Genomic DNA, 20,140 nt, shown 5'->3' with positions numbered 1-20,140 from the left:
CCGCCCCTCCCCCGTCCGCCGGCGCGGGCGCGAGGCTCGTGCGGGCGCAGTTCATTTGCGCTTGATGGAGAGCGGGCCGAAGCCCTGGTCGGCGGCCATCGCCTGGATGCGGTTGATGTTCACGTTGCGCGGCACGGTGCAGCAGAAGAAGATCTGCTCGGCGATGTCCTCGCCGGTCATGTGCTTCACGCCTTCGTACAGCTTGCCGGCGCGGTCCTCGTCGCCCTTGAAGCGGACGATGGAGAACTCGGTCTCCGTCAGGCCCGGCTCCACGTTGGTGATGCGCACGCCGGTGCCGGCCACGTCGGCCCACACATTCAGGGCGAACTGCTTCACGAAGGCCTTCGTGGCGCCATAGGTGTTGCCGCCCGGATAGGCATAATCACCGGCGATGGAACCGGTGAACACCACATGCCCCTCGCCGCGCGCCACCATCGCCGGCAGCGTGGCGCGGACGGTATAGAGCAGGCCGTTGATATTGGTGGCCACCATCTCTTCCCAGTCGCTCATATTCGCCGCCTGGGCCGGTTCGAGGCCCATGGCGAGACCGGCATTGGCGCAGACCACGTTGTAATGGGCGAACGGCTCGGGCAGCGCGGCGAAGGCCGCTTGCGTGGCCTCCCAGTCGCGCACGTCGAGTTCCAGCGTGTGGATGGCATCGCCGAACTCGGCAGCGAGGGCCGCCAGGCGATCGGCGCGGCGGCCGGTGACGATGACCTTGCTGCCGGCCGCCAGAAACCGCCGGGCGGTGGCGGCGCCGATGCCCGACGTTCCACCGGTGATGAGGACGGTCAGCGTCTTGGGGTCGAGCATCTGGTACATGGATCACTCCGCGCGATTTGGTTGCACATAGAGAAAGAAGGGGGCCGCATAATCAAGCAGGCGCGCGACATGGGCGGGTGCGCGAGGCATGCGTCAGGGCCACGGCATCTTGTCGCGGCGCCCCTGGGTCATGCTCTTGCCATGTTCTCGATAAATTGTTCCGGCTTACGGTCTCCGCCTCCGGGGGAGCCCGAAGCAGCCCGTTTTGAGCCGGCGTTAACGCTTTTTGCGCAAGCTGGACGGTGGCGTCGGAAAACGGGTGTCGCTAAGTTGCGGTCAGGTCCGGAGAGAGATTTGATGAAGTTCTTGTCCGCTTCGGCGGTCTTCGCCTCAGCGCTGGCCCTTGGGGGGTGCAGCACCGAGCTGGATGGCTTCGGAACGAAGACGAGCGCCGTCGACTCCAACCGGGTTCTGTCCGCGCCGACCGCCTCCGTCGAGAGCGCTCCCATGGCGGCCCCGGCGACAAGCTCTGCCACCGGTTCGCTCGGCCGCCCCTCGGGCGCCAATGCGACCACTGCCGCCTCGGCGGTCACGCCCACGGCCGTCGCCAACGCCAGCAGCGTTCCGCTCACCCCGCCGCCGGTGAATCCGGGCGGCACCGCCTATGCCGCGAGCAACGAGCAGGAACAATTGGCGGGCGCCTGGACGTTCGCCTGGGACGGCGGCCAGCACAGCTGCCCGGTGACGCTTTCCACGGTGCGCGGCGCGAGCGGGCTTGCCGCCCAGGCCGATATTTCCTGCCCCAGCGAAATCTTCATGACCAAGGGGTGGGACGTGATGGGCGCGGACATCGTGCTCCAGAATCACGTGGGCAAGATCACCGCCCGGCTCCAGCCCTCCGGCGCCAATCGCTTTGTGGGCGTGATCGCCGACAACAACCAGCCGATCGTCCTGACCCGCTGAGGCCGCAGCGCCGGCGAGAGCCGAGCGCCTTGCCGAGAGAGCCTTCGCCCAAAAGCCGAACGTACCGCACCGCGCGCGGCCGCCGGCCGCTTTCCTCGCGCTCCGCGGCGCAAGGGTGCGGCGGCGACTAGGGTCCTTCAAGTTTCAAGAAAAAGTGCGCGCTCCGCCTCAGCGGACGACGGCGCTCCGCAGAGCGGCTTGCGGCGCGGCGGCCTGCTGCGACGCGACGCCCGCCTCGGCGGTGCGCTGCTGCACGCCGGAGGGAGCGCCCAGCAGCAGCGCCACAATGATCGCGTACGCCACGCCGAACAGCGCCCAGTCCCGCCAGGATCGGGCGCGCGACGCCGGAGCGGAGCGAGGGGCGGAAGCGGTCATTCAACATATTCCATCTGCGTGATAGATTTATCTATCCGCATTCTGGAATATAAGTCAATATAACATATTTTTCTTGTTATTATACGTCCGCGCCCGACCGTTCAGCGCCCGATGAACACGGGCGCGCGCTTTTCCACGAAGGCGGCGGCGCCTTCGGCAAAGTCGCGGGTCCCGGCGCAGGCGACGAAGGCGGCGCGTTCCGCCTCCAATTGCTCGGCAAGCGTGGTGTTGAACGCGCCGCGCATCAGCGCCTTGATCCGCCCGAGGGCCTCGGTCGCGCCGGCGGCGAGCCGCGCCGCCAGCGCGTCGGTCTGCGCCTCCAGCTCGGCGAGCGGCACCACCTTGTTGATGAGGCCGATGCGCAGCGCCTCGGGCGCATCGATCACGTCCGACAGCAGCGCCAGTTCCAAAGCCTTGCGCAGGCCCACGGCGCGCGGCAGGCTCCAGCTGGCCGAACCGTCGGTGCTGGTGCCGATGCGGCTGTAGGCCATGGTGAAACGGGCATCATCGGCCGCGATCACCAGATCCGCCGCCATGGCGACGCTGAGGCCGCCGCCCGCAACCGCCCCCTTCACCGAGGCGATCACCGGCGCGGCGAGGCCGTTGAGCGCGGTGATGGCCTCATGGAACGGCACGATCAAATCCGTGACCACATCCGGCGCGGAAGCTCCCGCCGCATGGAACCGCCCCACATCCCCGCCCGCCAGGAACGCCCGCCCCTCGCCCGACATCACCACAGCGCGCACGCTCGCGTCGGCCGCAATCTTCACGGCGGCGTCGCGGAAGGCGAGGATCATGGGTTCGTTCAGGGCGTTGAGCACCTGGGGCCGGTTGAAGCGGATGCGGGCGATGCCGTCGGCGATGCTCAGCAGGATGGTTTCGGTCTCGGACACGTCGTCTCTCCCTGTCGCTGCCGCGTCGGGGCGGCTTGGGACGCAGGCTGCACCGGGGTCGCGCCGAGGTCAACGCATAGGTCAACCCCTTGCCCCATTGGAAAGGGTGACACACACTGCCCGCGCCGCGGCCGGCTCGCCCCGCCCTGGCAAGCGCGAGCCGCGCGATCAACGAACCGCGACATCACCGCGCCGCAGGTGCGGAAGAGGTCGCTTTGGAAGGACCGCCCATGCCCCTGCCCGCCGCCCTCGAAGGCCGCCTCAAGGCGCCGATCATCGCCGCGCCCATGTTCCTGGTCTCCAATCCCGACCTGGTGGTGGAGACCTGTCGCTCCGGCCTGCTCGGCACCTTCCCGGCGCTGAACCAGCGCTCGACCGAAGCCTATCGCGACTGGATCGACGAGGTGGAGGGCCGCCTTGCAGGGGAAGCGGAGGCGGCGCCTTTTGGCGTCAACCTCATCGTCCATCGCAGCAACGAGCGCCTCCAGGCGGACATCGCGATGACGGTGCAGAAAAAGGTGCCGCTGGTCATCACCTCGCTCGGGGCGGTGCCCGAGGTGGTGGCGGCGGTCCATTCCTACGGCGGACTGGTGTTTCACGATGTCATCAGCCGCCGCCACGCCGAAAAGGCGGCGCAGGCGGGGGTGGACGGCATCATCGCCGTCGCCGCGGGCGCGGGGGGCCATGCCGGCACCTTGAGCCCGTTCGCCTTGATCCCGGAGATCCGCGCGGTGTTCGACGGCACGATCATCCTGTCCGGCGCCATGTCCACCGGCGCCCATGTGGCGGCCGCGCGGATCATGGGCGCGGACCTCGCCTATCTCGGCACGCGCTTCATCGCCACGCGCGAGAGCGCCGCACCGGCGGGCTACAAGGAGATGATCGCACAGGCCCATGCGGCGGACGTGGTCTACACCTCCGCGATTTCCGGCATCAACGCCAATTTCCTGCGCCCGAGCATCAAGGCCGCCGGGTTCGATCCGGACAATCTGCCTGAAGGCAAGAAGCTCGACCTGGAGCATGAGGCGCGGGCCTGGAAGAACATCTGGTCCGCCGGCCAGGGCGTCGGCGCAGTGCTGGATGCGCCGCCGGCGGCGGAATTGTGCCGCCGGCTGATCGCCGAATACCACGCCGCGCGGGACAGCGCCGCGCGGCTGCTTTAGGACGCGCCGCTCAGCGAAACAGCGCCCGCAGGCCGGAGGGCTGGCAGCGCAGGAACTGGTTTGCCGCCCGCACCTGTCCGCCCAGGGCGGCGGCGGCATGCCAGGGCCAGCGCGGATCGTAGAGGATGCCGCGCGCGAGCCCTATCATGTCCGCCTGCCCCGCTGTGAGGATGTCTTCCGCCTGCTGCGGCTCGGTGATGAGGCCGACGGCGATGGTCTGAAGCCCGGTCGCCTTGCGCACGCCGTCGGCGAATTCCACCTGATAGCCGGGCTTCACCGGGATCTGCTGCTTCGGCGAGAGGCCGCCCGTGGAGACATGGATCAGCTCGCAGCCGCGCGCCTTCAGCTCGTTTGCGAAAACGATGGTGCTCTCCAGGTCCCAGCCGCCCTCGACCCAGTCGGTGGCCGAGACGCGCACGCTGATGGGCTTCTCCTTCGGCCACGCCGCGCGCACCGCCTCGAACACCTCCAGGGGGAAGCGCATGCGGTTCTCCAGACTGCCGCCATAGGCATCGGTGCGCTGGTTGGAGAGCGGAGACAGGAACTGGTGCAGCAGATAGCCGTGGGCATTGTGGATCTCGATCAGCTCGAAGCCGATGCGATCCGCCCGCCGCGCCGCTGCGACGAAGGCCGCCTTCACCCGCGCGAGACCCGCTTCATCGAGCGCGATGGGGGCTTCGTCCGCCGGATTGAAGGGCACGGCGGAGGGGGCGTGCGTGCGCCAGCCCCCCGCCGAAGCGGAAATCGCGGCGCCCCCGGCCCAGGGCACGTTCACGGAGGCCTTGCGCCCGGCATGGCCGAGCTGGATGCCCAGCGGCATGGGCGCCTGCGCCCGCACGCGGGCCACCACGTCGGCGAGCGCGGCCTCGGTCTCGTCCGACCACAGGCCGAGATCGTCGGGGGAAATCCGGCCGTCGGGCTCGACGGCGGTGGCTTCCAGAATCAGCAGGCCGGCGCCGGAAAGGGCGAGGTTGCCGAGATGGATCAAGTGCCAGTCGGTGGCCGCGCCGTCCTTGGCCGAATACTGGCACATGGGCGCGACGACGATGCGGTTCTCAAGGGTGAGGTTGCCGAGGGTGATCGGCGTGAAAAGCTGGCTCATGGAGGGGTTCCAGATGGAAGGGCTGAGGCGCATCCCGCGCCTTCGGGGCGCGGGCGCTTGCGAATGGAGGCTCAGGGGATCAGCAGGATGGCGCCCTGGGTGGCGCGGGCCTCGGCGGCCTCGTGCGCCTTCACCACGTCGGCGAGCGGGAAGCGGGCGCCGATGGTGATCTTCACCGCACCCTTTGCGACCGCATCGAAGAGATCCGCCGCATTCGCCCGGAAGCTCGCCGCATCGGCATTGTGGGGGAATACCGAGGGACGGGTCAGGAACAGGCAGCCCTTCTTGCCCAGCAATTCCGGCTCGATGGCCGGCGCCTTGCCCGAGGCGGCGCCATAGGAGACGACGAGGCCGAACGGGGCCGTCAGGTCCAGCGACTTCAGCAGGGTGTCCTTGCCGACCGAATCATAGACCACGCGCGCCTTGCGGCCGCCGGTCGCCTCCAGCACCTTCTCCACCCAGTCGGGCTTGGAATAATCCACCGCCACGTCGCAGCCGGCCGCGATCGCCGTGGCGACCTTTTCCGGGGAACCGGCGGTGCCCACCACAAAGGCGCCGAGCGCCTTGGTCCAATTGGCGAGGATCTGCCCCACCCCGCCGGCGGCCGCGTGGATCAGCACCACGTCGCCCGGCTGCACGGCATAGGTCTTCTTGACCAGATATTGCGCCGTGACGCCCTTGAAGAGCACCGCCGCCGCCTGCTCGTCGCTGATGCCGCGGGGGATCTTCACCAGCCGGTCGGCGGGCACGTTGCGCAGGTCGGCATAGGCGCCGAGGCCGGCATTCATATAGGCCACATGGTCGCCGACCTTGAAGTCCGTGACCGCGGCCCCGACCGCCTCCACCGTGCCGGCGGCCTCGTGGCCGAGGCCCGTGGGCAAGGGGATCGGATAGAAGCCGCTGCGCTGATAGACGTCGATATAATTGAAGCCGACGGCGCTCTGGCGCACCTGCACTTCGCTGGGGCCGGGCGCCGGGAGGTCCCGCGTCTCGACGACCATCACATCCGCCGGCCCGAACGCGGCGATCTTGACCTCACGCGCTTGCGTCATGTTCATGCCCTTTGCTCCGCGCCTCATATGAGGTACGCTTCGCATCGTACCTAGACCGGGTTTAGGTACGATGCAAGTCGTACCTACGATGGGACGACCGAGTGTCGCGGGCCGGTGCGCCGCCCGGCCGGACCCGTCGCAGGTCCGCAAGCTTGCAGCGCCCCAACGCCCCGAAAGGTCCGCAGGGCGCGAGGGTCCGAGCAAAGGTCCGAGTGAAGGAGAAAGCGTGCCCGACGCCGAAGGCCATCCCGCCCCCGAAGACATGGAACTGGGCAAGATCTTTGCAGCCCTGGCGGATCCGTTGCGGCGCAAGGTGATCCTCACCCTTCTCCAGGAGGAGGGCGAGACGCCGCGCGCGTGCGGCACGTTCGGCATGCCGGTGGCGAAGGCGACCCGCACCCATCACTTTCGCGTGCTGCGCGAGGCCGGGCTGATCTTCCAGGTGGATCGCGGCAACGGCCGCCTGAGCAACCTGCGCCGCACCGAGCTGGACCAGAGGTTTCCCGGCCTGCTGGACCTGCTGATGCGCGAGGGCGCCCGGGAGGCGGCAAAGGCCGCCGCGACGCAGGCCCAGGAAGCGGCCGGCACCGAGACCGCCACCGCGGCGGCGCCATCCCCCATGCCGTGCGCGACCCGCGCCAAGCGGGCCGCCGCCCGCGCCTGAAGCAGGCCGTGCTGCGCTGCATCACGCACGAAATCATGATATCGTAAAATCGATCATTCTCACATGGATGCAATGTGAGAATTCTTGATTGCGCCGTGAACAGACCTATTTTACAACGTGATCAAGCGATAAACTCATTATTATACGGTTATTCGTTGTATTTCCGCGCACTCCCGCGCATCGCCAAGGACGACCGGACAGGGACCATGACCTCCCCGCTACAGCAGAAGCTGAAGATCCACGGCCCGACGGTCGTCACCGCCAACCGCCTTTCGGATGGTGTCTCCGTCTGGCTGACGCCGACCCATGAGTGGTCCGAGCGGATCGCCGACGCGGCGGTGGCCACCACGTCCGAGCAGGCCCTGGCCCTGCTGAACACGGCCCATGGCGATGAGAACCGCGCGGTGGGCGCCTACGCCGCCGCCGCGGCGATCGGTGCGGACGGGAAGCCCGCGCCGGTCAACCTGCGCGAGCGCATCCGCGTCTACGGCCCCACAGTCTCCCAGGACCGCGCCGCCTGAGCGCACCGCACCGGATCCACACGATGTATGTCTATGATGAGTTCGACCGTACTTTCCTCCAGGAGCGGGTCCGCGAGTTCCGCGACCAGGTCGAGCGTCGCCTCAGCGGCGAGCTGAACGAGGAAGAGTTCAAGCCGCTGCGGCTGATGAATGGCGTCTACCTCCAATTGCACGCCTATATGCTGCGGATTGCGATTCCCTACGGCACCCTTTCGGCCCCGCAGATGCGCGCGCTGGCCCATGTGGCGCGCCGCTACGACAAGGGCTACGGGCATTTCACCACCCGGCAGAACATCCAGTTCAACTGGATCAAGCTGTCCGAACTGCCGGACGCCATGGACGACCTCGCCAAGGCCGGCATGCACGGGCTCCAGACCTCGGGCAATTGCATCCGCAACACCACCACCGACCAATGGGCCGGCGCCACCCCGGAGGAAATCGAGGACCCGCGCCTCTATGCGGAGATCATCCGCCAGTGGTCGACGCTGCATCCCGAATTCACCTATCTGCCGCGCAAGTTCAAGATCGCCATCACCGCCGCCAAGCACGACCGCGCCGCCATCCGCGTGCACGACATCGGCCTGCGCCTGCACAAGAAGGACGGGGAAACCGGCTTCGAGGTGATCGTCGGCGGCGGGCTCGGCCGCACCCCCTTCATCGGCAAGACGATCCGCGAGTTCCTGCCCAAGCGCGACCTGCTCTCCTATCTGGAAGCGATCCTGCGCACCTATAATTCCGGCGGGCGGCGCGACAATATCTACAAGGCGCGCATCAAGATCCAGGTGCACGAAATCGGTACCGAGGAATTCACCCGCCGCGTGGAAGAGGAGTGGGCGCAGATCAAGGACGGCGCCCTCGCCCTCGACGAGGCGGCCATCGACACCATCCGCGATCATTTCCAGACCCCGGATTTCGAAAGTCTGCCCGAACAGTCGCCGGAACTCGCCGAATCCCTGGCGAAGGACCGCGAATTTGCCCGCTGGCACGCGAATTCGGTCAATGTCCACAGGGTGGCGGGCCATGCCATCGTCACCATCTCGCTCAAGCCCGTCGGCAAGCCGCCGGGCGATGCCACCGCCGAGCAGATGGACGCCATCGCTGATCTTTCAGAGCGTTACGGCTATGGCGAGATCCGCGTCGCCCACGAGCAGAACCTGACCCTGCCCCACGTGCGGCAGAAGGACCTCTACGCCTTGTGGCAGCAGCTTTCCGCCCAGGGACTCGCGACCCCCAATGTCGGCCTGGTGACCGATATCATCGCCTGCCCGGGCCTGGATTATTGCGCGCTCGCCAACACCCGCTCGATCCCGCTGGCCCAGCGCATCACCGAGCGGTTCGCGGACAATGACCGCATCGCCGACGTGGGACGCATGCACATCAACATCTCCGGCTGCATCAACGCCTGCGGCCACCACCATGTGGGGCATATCGGCATTCTCGGGGTGGAGAAGAAGGACCAGGAATTCTACCAGATCACCTTGGGCGGAAAGGCCAATCACAAGGCGCGCCTGGGCGAGCTGCTGGGACCCGCGGTCTCCGAGACCGAGGTGGTCGATGTGGTGGAACGCATCGTCGATACCTATCTCGCGCTGCGCCACGACAAATCCGAGAGCTTCATCTCCGTGGTTCAGCGCCTCGGCATCGAGCCCTTCAAGGAGCGCGCCTATGTCGCTGGTTAAGAATGGCGTCGCCGTCGCCGATCCCTATGTCCGCGTCGAGGAGGACGCGCCGCTGCCGTCCGGCCCGGTGCTGATTCCGCTCGCCCGCTTCCTTGCCGAGCGCGAGACGCTCGCCGGCCGGAACGCGCCCGTGGGTGTCCTCGTCCCGAACGACGCCGATGTGCGCGCGCTCGAACCGCACCTGCACCAGATCGCCTTGATCGTGCTGACTTTTCCGAAGTTCCGCGATGGCCGCGCCTATACCCAGGCGCGGCTGCTGCGCGAGCGGCTCGGCTTTGCCGGCGAACTGCGCGCCGCCGGCAATGTGCTGCGCGACCAGCTGCTGATGATGGTGCGCTGCGGCTTCAATGCGTTCGAGATTTCCAAGCCCGGCGACGCGGGCGCCCTGGAAGAAGCGCTGAAAACCTATTCCGTTTTCTACCAGCCCACAGCCGATGGACGTCCCACCGCCTTGCGGGCCCGCCTTGCCGCCGCGCGGCAGGGCTGAGGATCTGCCATGAACACGCAATCACCGCTGCCGGAACCCGAAGCCACCCTCGCGCGCCGGGCGGCCCTCCTGGACACCCGGCTGGAGGATGCCGACCCGCTGGCGATCATCGCCGCCGCGCAGGAGGCATTCGCCGGCCGCGTCGCCACCGTCTCATCGTTCGGTGCGGAATCGGTGGTGTTGCTTCACATGGTCGCTCAGGTCGATCGCCACATGCCGGTGGTCTTCCTGGATACCGGCCACCTCTTCCCCGAGACGCTGGCCTATCGCGACCAGCTCATCGACCGCCTGGGCCTGACGCAGGTTCTGACCTCCCATCCCGACCCGGCGGCGCGCATGGCGCGGGACGCGGCGGATGACCTCTGGGCGTCGGATACGGACGCCTGCTGCGCCCTGCGCAAGGTGGAGCCGCTGGCACGCGCGCTCGCGCCCTTCGATGCCTGGCTCAACGGGCGCAAGCGCTATCAGGCGGCAACCCGCCTGCGCATCCCGGTGGTGGAAGCGGACGGTCGGCACATCAAGTTCAACCCGCTCGCGGCGCTCGGCCCCGCGGAGATCGCCGGCTGGATCCATGCCCATGGCCTCCCCGAGCATCCGCTGAAGACGTTCGGCTTCGCCTCCGTCGGCTGCATGCCCTGCACCAGCCGCGTCGCGCCGGGGGAGGATGCGCGCGCCGGCCGCTGGCGGGGCGCGGCCAAGACCGAGTGCGGAATCCACCTCAGAAGGACGGCCTAGGGCTGTAGTATAAATTTCTATCGATTTTATGTAGTAAAATATTGACCGACCGACGAAGCGGTGACATCGTTCTTAAATCCGAACGATCCCCCGTCCCGGCTGCCATGCTTTCCGGCGTGGCGGGGATGTGCCAGCCGGAGGAACCATGTCCGCTCGCTTCTCATTTCCCCGCCTTGCCGCGGCGGCCACCTTGGCCGTTTCCCTCGCCGCCGGGCCGGCCCTGGCTGCCGAGGTGACGCTGCTGAACGTCTCCTACGACCCGACGCGCGAATTCTATGTGGAATTCAACAAGGCGTTCGCGGCCAAGCTGGCCAAGGACAATCCCGGCGACACGCTGACGGTGCGCCAGTCGCACGGCGGCTCCGGCAAGCAGGCCCGCTCGGTGATCGACGGCCTGGAAGCCGACGTCGTCACCCTCGCCCTGGCGTATGACATCGACGCCATCGCCGAGCGCGGCCTGATCGCCGCCGATTGGCAGAAGCGGCTGCCGGACAATGCGGCGCCCTACACCTCGACCATCGTTTTCCTGGTGCGCAAGGGCAATCCCAAGGGCATCAAGGATTGGAACGACCTGATCAAGCCCGGCATCAAGGTGGTGACGCCGAACCCGAAGACCTCGGGCGGCGCGCGCTGGAATTATCTCGCGGCCTGGGGCTATGCCCTCAAGCACAATGGCGGCGATGAGGCTAAGGCCAAGGAGTTCGTCGCGGCCCTGTTCAAGAACGCCCCGGTGCTGGATACCGGCGCGCGCGGGTCCACGGTCACCTTCGTCGAGCGCGGTATCGGCGACGTGCTGATCGCCTGGGAGAACGAAGCCTATCTCTCCATCAACGAACTGGGGCCGGACAAGTTCGACATCATCACCCCCTCGCTCTCCATCCTGGCGGAGCCGCCGGTCGCGGTGGTGGACAAAGTCGTGGACAAGCGCGGCACCCGCAAGGTCGCCGAGGACTATCTGAAGTATCTCTATTCGCCGGAAGGCCAGGAACTCGCGGCGAAGAACTATTATCGCCCCCGCGATCCCGCTGTCGCGGCCAAGTATAAGGGCAAGTTCGCCGCCGTCGAGCTGTTCACCATCGACCAGGTGTTCGGCGGCTGGGCGAAGGCGCAGAAGACGCACTTCTCCGACGGCGGCGTCTTCGACCAGATCTACAGCAATTGATCTGGACCGATTATCTCCCGCCCCTGACCTCGGGGGTGGGAGCAACCGGCCCGCGGCCGTTGTGGCGCGCGGGCCGGTTCCGCCTTCTCCTCCCCCCTTTCCCCGGCGTCCGCTTGGGATCAGGATCGGGGGCACCAGGGACCTGACCGAAAGACCACGATGGCCACTGCCACCGCATCACGGCTCACTTTCCGCAAGCCCAGCGTCATTCCGGGCTTCGGGCTCACGCTGACGTGGCTGTGCCTGATCGTGCTGCTGCCGCTGTCCGCCTTGTTCCTCAAGACCAGCGAACTGAGCTTCGACCGGCTCGTCGTCATCATGAGCAATGCGCGCACGCTGCATGCGTTGCAGATTTCGTTTGGCCTGTCGCTGGCCGCCGCCGCCATCAATCTCGTGTTCGGCGGTCTCGTGGTGTGGGTGCTGGTGCGCTATGATTTTCCCTTCAAGCGGGTGGTGGATGCCGTCATCGACATCCCCTTCGCCTTGCCCACGGCGGTGGCCGGCATCGCGCTGACCACGCTCTATGCCGAAAACGGTTGGATCGGCAGCCTGTTGGCGCCCTTGGGCATAAAGGTCTCCTTCACCCCGCTGGGCATTCTCGTCGCCCTGGTCTTCATCGGGCTGCCGTTCGTGGTGCGAACGGTGCAACCGGTGCTGGCCGATCTCGACGCCGAGCTGGAGGATGCCGCCGCCAGCCTCGGCGCGACGCGGTCGCAGACCATCTGGCGGGTGGTCCTGCCCAGCATCTGGCCGGCTTTGCTGACCGGCTTCGCCATGGCGTTCGCCCGCGCGGTCGGGGAATACGGCTCCGTCATCTTCATCGCCGGCAATCTGCCGGGCGTCTCGGAAATCGCCCCGCTGCTGATCGTGATCCGGCTGGAGGAGTTCCGCTATGCCGATGCCACCGCCATCGCCAGCGTGATGCTGCTCGCCTCGTTCGTCCTTCTGTTCATCATCAACCGCTTGCAGCATTGGGCGGAATCGCGCGGCGGGAGGGAACATTGAGCCTCCTGGAGCCGGCCGCCCTGGCCCAGCCGCTCGCCTCCGACGGGCCGCCCACGCTGGCGAAGCAGGCGCGCGCCCAGAACGGCCACCGCCCGGCCCGCACCGAGCCCGCGGCGGTGCGTATCGCCCTCACCCTGATCGCCCTGGCCTTTCTCGGCCTGTTCATCGGCTTGCCCCTGCTGCTGGTGTTCGTGGAGGCGTTCAAGCGTGGCTTTGCGGCCTATGTGGCGGCGCTGAGCGATCCCGATGCGCTCGCCGCCATCCGCCTGACCCTTCTGGTGGCGGCGATCTCGGTGACGGCGAACGTGATCTTCGGCCTCGTGGCCTCCTGGGCCATTGCGAAATTCGACTTCACCGGCAAGAGCTTGCTGATCACCCTGATCGACCTGCCGTTCTCGGTTTCCCCCGTGGTGGCGGGCCTGATCTATGTGCTGCTGTTCGGCAGCCAGGGCCTGTTCGCGGCCTATCTCCAGGCCTGGGACGTGAAGATCATCTTCGCGCTGCCGGGCATCGTGCTCGCCACCATCTTCGTCACCTTCCCGTTCGTGGCGCGCGAATTGATTCCGCTGATGCAGGAGCAGGGTACGGCGGAGGAGGAGGCGGCCATCTCGCTCGGCGCCTCGGGCCTCTCCACCTTCTTTCGCGTCACGCTGCCCAATGTGAAATGGGCGCTGCTCTACGGCGTGCTGCTCTGCAACGCCCGCGCCATGGGCGAGTTCGGGGCGGTGTCGGTGGTGTCCGGCCATGTGCGCGGGCTCACCAACACCATGCCGCTGCACATCGAGATCTTGTACAACGAGTATCAGTTCGGCGCCTCGTTCGCGGTCGCCTCGCTGCTCGCCCTGCTGGCCCTGGTCACGCTGATCGCCAAGACCATATTGGAAAGCCGGCTCGCGGAAGAGGACCCCCGATGAGCATCGACGTCGTCAATATCACCAAGACCTACAAGGCCTTCACGGCGCTGGACCATGTGAACCTGCACATTCCCACCGGCGAGCTGGTGGCGCTGCTCGGACCCTCCGGCTCGGGCAAGACGACGCTGCTGCGCATCATCGCCGGGCTGGAATGGCCCGACAGCGGGGAAATCCGCTTCGATGGCGCGGACGCGCTCAACCGCTCGGTGGGCGAGCGCAATGTGGGCTTCGTGTTCCAGCACTATGCCTTGTTCCGCCATATGAGCGTGTTCGAGAATGTCGCGTTCGGGCTGCGGGTGCGCAAGGGGGCCGACAAGCTTCCCGACGCCGCCATCCGCGCCAAGGTGAGCGAATTGCTTGCCCTGGTGCAGATCGACTGGCTGGCGGACCGCTATCCCGCCCAGCTCTCCGGCGGCCAGCGCCAGAGGGTGGCGCTCGCGCGCGCGCTCGCCATCTCGCCCCGCACGCTGCTGCTGGATGAGCCGTTCGGGGCGCTGGACGCCAAGGTCCGCAAGGAATTGCGCCGCTGGCTGCGGCATCTGCACGAGGAGCTTCCGGTCACCTCCGTGCTCGTCACCCACGACCAGGAGGAGGCGCTGGAACTCGCCGACCGGGTGGTGGTGATGGGCAAGGGGAAGATCGAGCAGATCGGCACGCCGGGCGAGGTCTATGAGGCCCCGGCCACCGCCTTCGTTCATGATTTTATTGGCGAAAGCCTGTCCCTGCCGGCGGATGTGCGGGGCGGCAGGCTGTTTCTCGGCGAGCGCGCCATCGCCCTCGAGTCCCAGGGGGCCGGCGAGGGTCCGGCGCGGGTGCTGGCCCGGCCGCACGAGGTGGATCTCGCCGATCCCGCGCAGGCGCCGTTCTTCGGCAAGGTGCTGGCCGTGCGCACGTTCGGGCCGATCCGCCGGGCCGATATCCAGATCGCGGTGCCGAGCGGGCATGTGGTCGTGGAAGCGGCGGTGCCGTTTGGCGAGGGGCTGGAGATCGGCTCTCAGGTCGGGCTGGTGCCGCGCCGCTACCGGGTGTTCAGCGCCCAGGCGTGAAAAAAAGGACGCCGGAACAGCGCGTCCCGGCCCGGCGCGGGACAAAATGTTTCACGTGAAACAATGGCTTAGCGCGGACGAAATGCGGTTTCGTGACGCTTCTCCGCGCCTGTCCGGCGGACGACAGCGCGATTTCGGATGAAGTTCACGCGATGAATTTCGGCGAACTTGCCGCGCCGCCGCTTCCCCCGTCCACCGGCCGCCGGGCGGGCGCCCGGCCTGAAAACCGCCCATCATATGGGCAGCCCAATCCATGAGCAGGCGACCCGGCGCCGTGATCTCGGCGCGACCGCGCGGCGCCGGAGGGCCCCGCCAGGACCGTACCGACCCGCCAAGGCCGAACCGATCCGCCAAGACCGAACCGAACCGCCCGGACCGAACCGACCCGCGAAAAGAAAAGGGCCCCGCAAGGGGCCCTTCGGATCTCCTGGCACGGAACCGGCGCTCAGTGCGCCACGTCCTTCCAGACCTTCTTCTTGGTGAAATACAGCAGGCCGGACAGCACGATCAGGAAGATCATGACCTGGAAGCCGATGCGCTTGCGCGCGTCGAGATGGGGCTCGGCCATCCACATCATGAAAGCCGACACGTCGCGGGAATAATTGTCCAGCGTCGCGGGCGTGCCGTCGGTGTATTCCACCTGTCCGTCGCTGAGCGGCTTCGGCATGGCGATCTGGTGGCCGGGGAAATATTTGTTGTAGTGCAGGCCCGGCTGCACCTTCATGCCTTCCGGCGGGTCCACATAGCCGTTCAGCAGCGCGTGGATATAGTCAACGCCGCCTTCCTGATACTGGGTGAAGGCGTCCAGGATGAAGCCCGGGAAGCCGACGTGGCTGGCGCGCGCCTTGGCGAGCACCGAGAAGTCCGGCGGCAGGGCGCCGCCATTGGCGACGCGGGCGGCCGGATCGTTCGGGAACGGCGCCGGCCAATGGTCCGAGAGGCGGCCGGGGCGCTGGAACATCTCGCCCTGGTCGTTCGGCCCGTCGGTGATCTGATATTCGCTCGCCACCGCCTTGGCCTGGGCCTCGCTGAAGCCGGGGCCGCCGGGCTGGGCCAGGTTGCGGAAATAGAAGAAATTGGCCGAGTGGCAGCTGGCGCAGACTTCGCGGAACACCTTGAAGCCACGCTGGAGCTGCCCCTGGTCGAAACTGCCGAAGGGGCCGGCGAACGACCAGGATTCCCGGTGGGGAAGGTCGTCGTGCCCGCCTTCGGCGGCCCGTGCCGGCGCACCGAGCAGGAGGGCCGCCGCGACGGCACCGAAGAGGATACTGCGCTTGATCATCTCTCTCTCCGCGTGCTCGCTCAGCCCTTGGTCTGCGGGGCGGCCGCGCCCGCAACCACCGTGGCGCCATTGCGCGCCAGGACGGCGTCCGCGATGGAGGCCGGCAGCGGCTTCGGGCGCTCGAACAGGCCGAGCAGAGGCAGGATGATGAGGAAGTGAATGAAGTAATAGGCCGTCAGGATGCGCGAGGCGATGACGAAACCGCCTTCCGCAGGCTGCGAGCCGAGATAGCCGAGGCCCACCGCCACCACCGCGAAGATCCAGAAGAACTGGCGGTAGAGGGGACGATAGCGGGCCGAGCGCACCTTGGAGGTGTCAAGCCAGGGCAGGAAGGCCAGCACCGCGATGGCGCTGAACATGGCGAGCACGCCGCCGAGCTTGTCCGGGATCGAGCGCAGGATCGCGTAGAAGGGCAGGAAGTACCATTCCGGCACGATGTGCGCGGGGGTGGAGAGCGGGTTGGCCGGAATGTAATTGTCCGGATGGCCCATGTAGTTCGGGATGTAGAAGATGAAGTAGGAGAAGAACAGCAGGAACACCACCATGCCGAAGATGTCCTTCACCGTCGCGTACGGGGTGAAAGGCACGGTGTCCTTGGCGACGCTCTTCACTTCCACGCCGTCGGGATTGTTCTGCCCCACGTGGTGCAGCGCCCAGATGTGCAGGATGACGACGCCCGCGATCATGAAGGGCAGCAGATAATGCAGCGCGAAGAAGCGGTTGAGGGTCGGGTCGCCGACCGAATAGCCGCCCCACAGCCATTCCACGATCACCGTGCCGACCACCGGGATGGCCGAGAACAGGTTGGTGATGACGGTGGCGCCCCAATAGGACATCTGGCCCCAGGGCAGCACATAGCCCATGAAGGCGGTGGCCATCATCAGCAGGTAGATGATCACGCCGAGGATCCACAGCACCTCGCGCGGCGCCTTGTAGGAGCCGTAATAGAGGCCGCGGAAGATGTGGATATAGACCGCGATGAAGAACATCGAGGCGCCGTTGGCGTGGATGTATCGCAGCAGCCAGCCGAAGCTCACGTCGCGCATGATGTGCTCGACGCGGGCGAAGGAGATCGGCGCATAGGCCGTGTAGTGCATCGCCAGCACGACGCCGGACAGGATCTGCACCCCCAGCATCATCGTGAGGATGGCGCCGAACGTGTACCAATAGTTCAGATTCTTCGGGGTCGGATACGACACCGCCGAAGAATGCAGGAGCCCCATGATCGGCAACCGGCTCTCGAACCAGCGCGCGATCTTTCCCTGGGGCTGGTAGGTGGAATGTCCTTCCATGGGTCCAACCTTTTTTGAGCGGGCGACGACCGCGCGTCAGCCAATCACGATCTTGGAGTCAGAAACGAAATTGTACGGCGGCACCGCCAGATTCAGCGGCGCCGGCCCGACGCGCACGCGGCCCGAGGAATCATATTGCGAGCCGTGGCAGGGGCAGAACCAGCCGTCATAATTGCCCTGGTGGCCGAGCGGGACGCAGCCGAGATGGGTGCAGATGCCGATCACCACGAGCCATTTGTCGTGGCCGGCCTTCACGCGGTCCTGGTCGGGCTGCGGGTCGATCAGCTGGTTGAGCGGCACGGCGCGGGCGAGTTCCACGTCCTTCGCGAGCCGGTTGAATACGAAGATCGGCTTGCCGCGCCACATGAAGGTCACGATCTGGCCTTCCTGGATCGGCGACAGGTCCACCTCGGTGGTGGAGAGCGCGAGCACGGACGCATCCGGCTGCAGCTGGGAGACGAACGGCCAGATCATGCCGGCGACGCCCACCGCGCCGACAGCGCCGGTCGCGATATAAAGGAAGTCCCGGCGGTTGGTTCCCGACGTCTCCGTATGTGCCACGGCGCTTGTCCTCACTCGTCTGTCCGATCAGACCATCGCGGTGCGCAGTTCCTGCGGGATAATCGTTGCACGGGAATCCCGAACCGGGCCGCGCGCGACGCGAGGTCGAATGTGACAGCTCCGCTTACGCAAAGAGCCACCTTCGAGTGCCTCTAATTGCACCCTCTTTTGCCCTTGTCCAGATCACCGCCATGCGGCACGCGGTCCTGCTTCTGCCCGAACACTGGCACGATATAGCCATATTTGCACCGCGGAGACTGCGCCGACATGATCCTCGCCCTTTATTGCCCGGATATCGCGCAGAACGCGGGAACCTGCCTGCGCACCGGCGCCTGCCTCGGTATTCCCGTGCATTTCATCGAGCCCGCGGGCTTTCCCATCAGCGCCGCCGCCTTCCGAAGGGCGGGCCTGGATTATGTCGAGCATGCGGATTTTGTGCGGCACGATTCCTTCGCGGCGTTCGAGGACTGGCGGCGCGCGGAGGGCCGGCGGCTGGTGCTTTTCACTACGCGCGGCGCAATGCCTTACGTTGAGTTCGCATTCTCCCCACAAGATATATTGCTGTTCGGGCGCGAGTCGGCCGGCGTGCCGCACGAGGTGCACGAGAGCGCCGATGCGCGCCTGCTCATTCCCCTGCGTCCCGGCCTGCGCTCGCTCAATGTGGCCGTGTCCGCGGGCATCGCGCTCGCCGAGGGGTTGCGGCAGACGCACGGCTTTCCCCCCGCCTCGTGAAGCTTCACCCCTTCCGCCCGCGCGCGCCGGCGGCTAAACCTGCGATGCCATGATCGAACCTGCTTCCTCCGCCCCCGCAGACCGGCTGCTGATCGCGGCCGCCCAGCTCAATCCCGTGGTCGGCGATGTCGCGGGCAATGCCGCGCGCATCCGCGCGGTGCGCGACGAGGCCAAGGCGCAGGGCGCCGACCTCGTGGTGTTCAGCGAATTGTTCCTGTGCGGCTATCCGCCCGAGGATCTGGTGCTGAAGCCGGCATTCCAGCAGGCCTGCCGCCAGGCAATCGAGGCGCTCGCCGCCGAAAGCGCCGAGGGGCCCGCGCTGCTGGTGGGCGCGCCCTGGGTGGACAATGGCCGGCTCCACAATGCCGTGCTGCTGCTGGAGGGCGGGCGCATCGCCGCGATCCGCTACAAGGTGGATTTGCCCAATTACGGCGTGTTCGACGAGAAGCGCGTGTTCGTGCCCGGCCCCCTGCCCGGCCCGATCCCATTCAAGGGCGTGCGGCTCGGCGTGCCGGTGTGCGAGGACATCTGGGGCCCGGACGTGGTGGAATGCCTCGCCGAGACCGGCGCGGAAATCCTCATCGTGCCCAACGGCTCGCCCTATCGCCGCTCGGTCTATGACGAGCGCGCCAACATCGCCGTCGCGCGCGTGGTGGAGAGCGGGCTGCCGCTGCTCTATGTGAACCAGGTGGGCGGGCAGGACGAATTGGTGTTCGACGGCGCCTCGTTCGCGCTCAATGCCGACCGCACGCTGGCCATGCAGTTTCCCGGCTTCCAGGAACGGGTGCGCCTCACGGTGTGGGAGCGCTTCGCCAATGGCTGGCGCTGCACCGAGGCGCCGCGCGCCGACCGGATCGAGGGCGACGAGGCGGATTACGCCGCCTGCGTGCTCGGGCTGCGGGATTATGTGACCAAGAACGGCTTTCCCGGCGTGGTGCTGGGCCTCTCGGGCGGCGTGGACAGCGCCATCTGCGCCGCCATGGCGGTGGATGCGCTCGGGCCGGACAAGGTCCATTGCATCATGCTGCCCTACCGCTACACCTCGGCCGACAGCTTCGCCGATGCGGCCGAGGTGGCTGAAAAGCTCGGCATCCGCTACGACATCGTGCCCATCGCCCCGGCGGTGGAGGCGCTGGAAGGCGTGCTCGCGCCCCTGTTCGCCGGCCGCGAGAAGGATGTGACGGAGGAGAACCTCCAGTCGCGCGTGCGCGGCACGCTGCTGATGTCGATCTCCAACAAATTCGGCCCCATGGTGGTGACCACGGGCAACAAGTCGGAAATGTCCACCGGCTACGCCACGCTCTATGGCGACATGAACGGCGGCTACAATCCCATCAAGGATCTGTACAAGACCGAGGTGTTCCGCCTGTCCCACCTGCGCAACCGCTGGAAGCCGGTGGGCGCGCTCGGCCCGGACGGCGAGGTGATCGCCCCGCGCCTGATCGACAAGCCGCCCACCGCCGAACTGCGGGAAAACCAGAAGGACCAGGATTCGCTGCCGCCCTACGAGGTGCTCGACGCCATCCTCGCGCGGCTGGTGGAATCGGAAACCTCGGTGGCGCAATTGGTCGCGGAAGGGTTCGAGGAGGCGCTGGTGAAGCGCGTGGACCGCATGCTGAACCTTGCCGAATACAAGCGCCGGCAGGCCGCGCCGGGCGTGAAGGTCACGGTGCGCAATTTCGGCCGCGACCGCCGCTATCCCATCACCAACCGGTTCCGCGATCCCGGCTGAGGGCGGGAAGCCGCGCCG

General features: G+C 67.1%; 21 protein-coding genes. 13 read left to right on the top strand and 8 right to left on the bottom strand.

What is annotated here, in order from left to right:
- Positions 1-51: 51 nt before the first annotated feature.
- Positions 52-822, bottom strand: coding sequence for an SDR family NAD(P)-dependent oxidoreductase (locus tag V5F84_RS07770; RefSeq protein ID WP_394044174.1), 771 nt, complete (start codon positions 820-822; stop codon positions 52-54).
- Positions 823-1,119: 297 nt separating this feature from the next.
- Here V5F84_RS07770 and V5F84_RS07765 point away from each other — a divergent pair, with 297 nt between their 5' ends.
- Positions 1,120-1,725, top strand: coding sequence for an AprI/Inh family metalloprotease inhibitor (locus V5F84_RS07765; RefSeq protein WP_394044175.1), 606 nt, complete (start codon positions 1,120-1,122; stop codon positions 1,723-1,725).
- 168 nt (positions 1,726-1,893) lie between these two features.
- Here the strand turns inward: V5F84_RS07765 and V5F84_RS07760 are convergent, their stop codons facing one another.
- Positions 1,894-2,100: a hypothetical protein gene (locus V5F84_RS07760; protein WP_394044176.1), complete on the bottom strand. Its 207-nt coding sequence runs from the start codon at positions 2,098-2,100 to the stop codon at positions 1,894-1,896.
- Between the two features lie 101 nt (positions 2,101-2,201).
- Positions 2,202-2,993, bottom strand: a complete 792-nt coding sequence (locus tag V5F84_RS07755; RefSeq protein WP_394044177.1) for an enoyl-CoA hydratase/isomerase family protein — start codon at positions 2,991-2,993, stop codon at positions 2,202-2,204.
- A gap of 230 nt (positions 2,994-3,223) precedes the next feature.
- Between V5F84_RS07755 and V5F84_RS07750 the strand changes: the two genes are divergently transcribed.
- On the top strand, positions 3,224-4,156 hold the full coding sequence (locus V5F84_RS07750; protein WP_394044178.1) for an NAD(P)H-dependent flavin oxidoreductase: 933 nt from the start codon (positions 3,224-3,226) through the stop codon (positions 4,154-4,156).
- A gap of 10 nt (positions 4,157-4,166) precedes the next feature.
- Here V5F84_RS07750 and V5F84_RS07745 read toward each other — a convergent pair whose 3' ends face one another.
- Both V5F84_RS07745 and V5F84_RS07740 read right to left on the bottom strand, forming a co-directional pair.
- Complete coding sequence (locus V5F84_RS07745) at positions 4,167-5,258, bottom strand: NADH:flavin oxidoreductase/NADH oxidase (protein WP_394044179.1); 1,092 nt, start codon at positions 5,256-5,258, stop codon at positions 4,167-4,169.
- 71 nt (positions 5,259-5,329) lie between these two features.
- Positions 5,330-6,310 carry a quinone oxidoreductase family protein gene (locus V5F84_RS07740; protein ID WP_394044201.1) on the bottom strand — a complete coding sequence of 327 codons (981 nt, stop codon included), beginning with the start codon at positions 6,308-6,310 and terminating at the stop codon, positions 5,330-5,332.
- 226 nt (positions 6,311-6,536) lie between these two features.
- Between V5F84_RS07740 and V5F84_RS07735 the strand changes: the two genes are divergently transcribed.
- From V5F84_RS07735 to V5F84_RS07695, 9 genes are all read left to right on the top strand, one after another.
- Positions 6,537-6,974, top strand: a complete 438-nt coding sequence (locus tag V5F84_RS07735) for an ArsR/SmtB family transcription factor (protein ID WP_394044180.1) — start codon at positions 6,537-6,539, stop codon at positions 6,972-6,974.
- A gap of 206 nt (positions 6,975-7,180) precedes the next feature.
- On the top strand, positions 7,181-7,495 hold the full coding sequence (locus V5F84_RS07730) for a DUF2849 domain-containing protein (RefSeq protein WP_394044181.1): 315 nt from the start codon (positions 7,181-7,183) through the stop codon (positions 7,493-7,495).
- 23 nt (positions 7,496-7,518) lie between these two features.
- The gene (locus V5F84_RS07725; protein ID WP_394044182.1) at positions 7,519-9,174 is read left to right on the top strand and encodes a nitrite/sulfite reductase; all 1,656 of its coding nucleotides are present in this window, start codon (positions 7,519-7,521) and stop codon (positions 9,172-9,174) included.
- The gene (locus tag V5F84_RS07720; RefSeq protein ID WP_394044183.1) at positions 9,161-9,661 is read left to right on the top strand and encodes a DUF934 domain-containing protein; all 501 of its coding nucleotides are present in this window, start codon (positions 9,161-9,163) and stop codon (positions 9,659-9,661) included. The genes V5F84_RS07725 and V5F84_RS07720 overlap by 14 nt, the downstream gene beginning before the upstream one ends.
- A gap of 9 nt (positions 9,662-9,670) precedes the next feature.
- Positions 9,671-10,396 (top strand): phosphoadenylyl-sulfate reductase, encoded by a 726-nt coding sequence (locus V5F84_RS07715; protein WP_394044184.1) that lies wholly within the window; start codon positions 9,671-9,673, stop codon positions 10,394-10,396.
- Positions 10,397-10,541: 145 nt separating this feature from the next.
- Positions 10,542-11,558 (top strand): sulfate ABC transporter substrate-binding protein, encoded by a 1,017-nt coding sequence (locus V5F84_RS07710; RefSeq protein WP_394044185.1) that lies wholly within the window; start codon positions 10,542-10,544, stop codon positions 11,556-11,558.
- A 159-nt stretch (positions 11,559-11,717) separates the two neighbouring features.
- Positions 11,718-12,563, top strand: a complete 846-nt coding sequence (gene cysT, locus V5F84_RS07705; RefSeq protein ID WP_394044186.1) for a sulfate ABC transporter permease subunit CysT — start codon at positions 11,718-11,720, stop codon at positions 12,561-12,563.
- 5 nt (positions 12,564-12,568) lie between these two features.
- Complete coding sequence (gene cysW / locus V5F84_RS07700) at positions 12,569-13,477, top strand: sulfate ABC transporter permease subunit CysW (protein WP_394044202.1); 909 nt, start codon at positions 12,569-12,571, stop codon at positions 13,475-13,477.
- Positions 13,474-14,523, top strand: coding sequence for a sulfate/molybdate ABC transporter ATP-binding protein (locus V5F84_RS07695; protein WP_394044187.1), 1,050 nt, complete (start codon positions 13,474-13,476; stop codon positions 14,521-14,523). Before cysW ends, V5F84_RS07695 begins: the two co-directional genes overlap by 4 nt.
- Before the next feature lie 445 nt (positions 14,524-14,968).
- Here V5F84_RS07695 and V5F84_RS07690 read toward each other — a convergent pair whose 3' ends face one another.
- The 3 genes from V5F84_RS07690 to petA are packed head-to-tail and all read right to left on the bottom strand — an operon-like array spanning position 14,969 to position 17,658.
- On the bottom strand, positions 14,969-15,805 hold the full coding sequence (locus V5F84_RS07690) for a cytochrome c1 (protein WP_394044188.1): 837 nt from the start codon (positions 15,803-15,805) through the stop codon (positions 14,969-14,971).
- Positions 15,806-15,825: 20 nt separating this feature from the next.
- Entirely contained in the window at positions 15,826-17,097 is a 1,272-nt protein-coding gene (locus V5F84_RS07685) for a cytochrome b (RefSeq protein ID WP_394044189.1), read from the bottom strand.
- 36 nt (positions 17,098-17,133) lie between these two features.
- Entirely contained in the window at positions 17,134-17,658 is a 525-nt protein-coding gene (petA, locus tag V5F84_RS07680) for a ubiquinol-cytochrome c reductase iron-sulfur subunit (RefSeq protein ID WP_394044190.1), read from the bottom strand.
- A 267-nt stretch (positions 17,659-17,925) separates the two neighbouring features.
- Here petA and V5F84_RS07675 point away from each other — a divergent pair, with 267 nt between their 5' ends.
- Both V5F84_RS07675 and V5F84_RS07670 read left to right on the top strand, forming a co-directional pair.
- On the top strand, positions 17,926-18,390 hold the full coding sequence (locus V5F84_RS07675; RefSeq protein WP_394044191.1) for a tRNA (cytidine(34)-2'-O)-methyltransferase: 465 nt from the start codon (positions 17,926-17,928) through the stop codon (positions 18,388-18,390).
- Between the two features lie 49 nt (positions 18,391-18,439).
- On the top strand, positions 18,440-20,122 hold the full coding sequence (locus V5F84_RS07670) for an NAD+ synthase (protein WP_394044192.1): 1,683 nt from the start codon (positions 18,440-18,442) through the stop codon (positions 20,120-20,122).
- Positions 20,123-20,140: the final 18 nt, after the last annotated feature.

The organism is Roseixanthobacter liquoris, from assembly GCF_043195135.2.
In the GTDB taxonomy this organism is placed as follows: domain Bacteria; phylum Pseudomonadota; class Alphaproteobacteria; order Rhizobiales; family Xanthobacteraceae; genus NCEH01.
Note: the sequence above shows the minus strand (reverse complement) of the source record. Positions and strands in the feature narration are given on the sequence as shown.